This window comes from Candidatus Binataceae bacterium (genome assembly GCA_035294265.1).
In the GTDB taxonomy this organism is placed as follows: Bacteria; Desulfobacterota; Binatia; order Binatales; family Binataceae; genus DATGLK01.
On sequence record DATGLK010000029.1, the window covers coordinates 1 to 3,237 of the forward strand.

Below are 3,237 nucleotides of genomic sequence, written 5' to 3' on the forward strand. Positions count from 1 at the left end.
GGCTGGGAGTTGGCGAAACAGTGGGCGTCGCGCTACCTGTGGGAGTTGGCACAGGCGTCACCGTCAAGGTGGCGGAAGCGCTGGGCGAAGCGGTAAAGGTGGGAATAGCCGAAGGGGTAGCAGTGGGGCTGGTCGCCGGGCTTGGGGTTGGGGTAGGGAGGCCCGTCCAGGCCGAGAGCAAGTCGTTCACGTCCAACGTGCCCCATCCGCTGGCCAAATCATAGCCCGCGCCGGCCTGATATCCCGTTACGCCGTTGAAGCTGTTGTCGCCTATCGTGATGTCCCGAAAGCCCGCTTGGGCTTGGCCCGCCGCCGCACGGCGATAGAGGCCGGGGTTGAGATTGCCCAGCCGTGCCTTGGTCTGATAGCTGAGTAGCCAGCCAACTCCACCCCACAGCGGCGCAGCCAGGCTGGTCCCCCCGGCGCAGCACCCGATTGCCGGGCTGCCAGCGTTGTCCTCCCCGAAATAAGCGCCAGGGTGATAGGGGCTGGCCATCAGCGCGACATCGGGCAAGTCGCGCGCGTTGTCGGCCGGCACCCCAGGGCCGCTCTGATAGCTGGGTTTGGCAAACAGCATGCTGGCTCCGCCCCCGCCCGCGCCCGCGGCCACCGGCTCGCCGGAGTCGTTGTAGACGCTTTCGCTGGTAAAGCCGACATCGTTGCCCGCGCCGTCGTACACCGGCTGGAATTCAGATCCGCCCACCGCCGTGACGTTGGGGTCGGCCGCCATCTCGCTGACGTTGCGGCTGCTGGCGGCCACACATGTACCTTGATTGGGATCGAACACTAGGTTGGCTGCTCCCCAATCTCCCGAGCCCACCAATACCGATTGTCCTTGCGCCGCCGCCTGGGCGAACAGCGGGTCTAGGGTTCCGGTGTAAAAATTGGGGGGCTGACCACAGTAATCGAAGCTGATCGAAATGACCCGGCACAGGTTGTCCTCGACCGCGGCTGCGATGGCGTCTGCCAGCGAGCCGGTGGCCGGGTTATCAAGATAGAAAACCTGCGGCGCCCGTGGCGCAGCCACGTGCGACCATTCCAGGTCCAGCAGCGCTTCCAATTCGTCGTTTCCGATGCCCGGGTTGCTGCCGTCCACCAGCTTTTCAGTCGGCGCGACGTTGGGCAAATTGAACTGGGAATTGAACAACGCCAAAGCAGCTGGTAGGTAGTCGGAATCGCCCACGATCGCGATACATTCCTGGCCATCCAGCGCGCGCACCGCCGCTGGCTCATCATAGAAGGTATAAAAATCGCTGGGAGCAAAGGCTGCGCGCCACGGCGGGATGATTGCCAACGGTATCGCGCCCACGCCTGCTTGAGTCGGCAGCTCCAAAAGCTGTCCCAGCTCACTCAGCGCAGGCAGTCTGAGCGCGGGTGCGAGGCTGGGGACGCGGCTGGCTGCAACCGAGCGCGACATGTTGTCCAACCCGCTGATGGCGGCGATCGCTTCTGCCAGCCGCGCAGGGATATGCGGCTCGTCCAGGTTGGCATAAGTCGTCCCGTCGCCGTAAGTCGCGATCGTGGTCTGGAAAGCGCGCTGGACCGCGCTTACCGTGCCATTGAATCGGATTTGCCCGCCGCGGGGAGCCATCTCGACCACCAAACCTTGCGCCTTCAGCCATTGCACGACGCTTGCCACCGTCGCTGGTGCAGGACCGAAGCGCGCACTGAATTCGGCCCCGCTCAGCCATCGATGGTAGCGTGGCGAGGAGGGGTCGTGCAGGTCGGCCAACAGTTGCGCCAGCGCGGCCGCCGCCCGTGGCTTGAGGCTCACGGAAAGCGTGAGCTGGCGTGAGCCCTCCGCGGTGCCGACCACCGCGTTTTGGATGGCCGCCGCCGGACGATTGTGAGCCAGCGTCATCATTGGTTCGCCATGCGCGGCCCGCGCGAGGATCGCCAGCGCCAAGACCGCGCCGACCATTCCCCTTGCGAGGCTACCAACCCCGACTCCTGTGAAATTTTCTTTCACGTGCTTGCCCGTCAACTGCCTCGGCCCGATAGTCAGCCGGGGAATCCGGCGCGACTACGGTTTAATTCGTCGCGGCGCAACGGTTAGTTGCGTAAAGTCCATTAGGTGGCGAAAAGGAGCAAAGAAATTACTGCGGGATAGAGTGACGATGGTTTGGCGGGGGGCCATCGGCTTGCCTGCGCCCTTTGCCAATGGGAACCGAGGCTTGCATGGAAGCATGGGCTTGAGCCAAGATGCCGTGGTAGCGAACCGCCCCCAGAGCGGCGCAATCAGGGAAAGCTAATCAATGTTCACTTCGCATATGACCTATGCCTTTGTGTTCTTGATCACGGGCGCTATTTGCGGCTTGCTCGGCTTCGCTGCCGAGCCCAGCGCTCCGGCCTATGCCGGTCGCGGCCTGTTCGTGATCTTCCTGGTGCTCTTTATCGTTGCCTATGTGATGGGCTGGCAACTGCCGGTCTGAGCTAACTTCTGGACGTGGCCGGCAGGTAGCCCTGAGCGGCCAGGTATTCTGCCAAAAGCACGGCGCCCTTGCCCGCGCCCATGCAGGCATTGTGCGTCACCAGCAAGTATTTGATGCCGTTGGGCAGCACTTCGTCGGGTCGAATCCGCCCCACCGAGGTGGTCATCCCATCCTGGGCGTCGCGATCCAGTCGCGGCTGCGGCCGCATCGGGTCGCGATGGACCGTGATCATATGGCGCGGCGCAGTGGGCAGGCGCATATCGGTGAAGGCGTGGCCGAAATGCTCGAAGCATCCGATTACCGCCTCCACCGAGGCGGGATGTTTGAGCGACACGCTGAGTGCTTCAGTGTGCCCGGCGATGACTGCGGCGCGGGTGCAGGTAGCGCTGATCGGTGCCGCCAGTTCGACTACCTTCTCGCCCTCCAGCCGGCCTAGAATCTTTCCGGTCTCGATCCTTACCCGTTCCTCCTCCCGCGGAATGTAGGGAATGATGTTCTCCACGATGTCCAGCGCCGGCAGGTCGCGCCCCGCCCCCGAGATTCCCTGCATCGTGGTTACCATCACCGCCGCGACCCCGAAGTTTTCCTCCAGCGCCTTGAGCGTGATCGCCATTCCGGTGGCGGTGCAATTGGGCAGCGTGACAATAAAGCCGCGCCAACCACGCTGGCGCCGCTGCTGCGCGATCAGGCCGAGATGGTCGAGGTTGACCCCGGGAATGACCAGCGGCACGTCGGGTTCCATGCGAAAGGGCCGGGCGGTGGAGATGGTAGGGACATGGCGCGCGTAAAGAGGCTCCAACTCGCG

General features: G+C 63.9%; 3 protein-coding genes. 1 reads left to right on the forward strand and 2 read right to left on the reverse strand.

Annotated elements, in window-relative coordinates; all coding sequences use genetic code 11:
- Window positions 1–1,921 (reverse strand): protease pro-enzyme activation domain-containing protein (locus VKV28_05415; GenBank protein HLH76230.1); only part of this gene is annotated, 1,921 nt, incomplete at its 3' end.
- Window positions 1,922–2,255: 334 nt separating this feature from the next.
- On the opposite strand from VKV28_05415, the gene VKV28_05420 reads away from it, so the two are divergent.
- Window positions 2,256–2,432, forward strand: a complete 177-nt coding sequence (locus VKV28_05420; protein HLH76231.1) for a hypothetical protein — start codon at window positions 2,256–2,258, stop codon at window positions 2,430–2,432.
- 1 nt (window position 2,433) lies between these two features.
- Here the strand turns inward: VKV28_05420 and VKV28_05425 are convergent.
- Window positions 2,434–3,237, reverse strand: an 804-nt coding sequence (locus tag VKV28_05425) for an aspartate-semialdehyde dehydrogenase (GenBank protein ID HLH76232.1), incomplete at its 5' end; no start/stop codon positions are given.

Coding starts and splice junctions, on each gene's coding strand:
- VKV28_05420 (HLH76231.1), top strand. CDS start 2,256: ATGTTCACTTCGCATATGACCTATGCCTTTGTGTTCTTGATCACGGGC.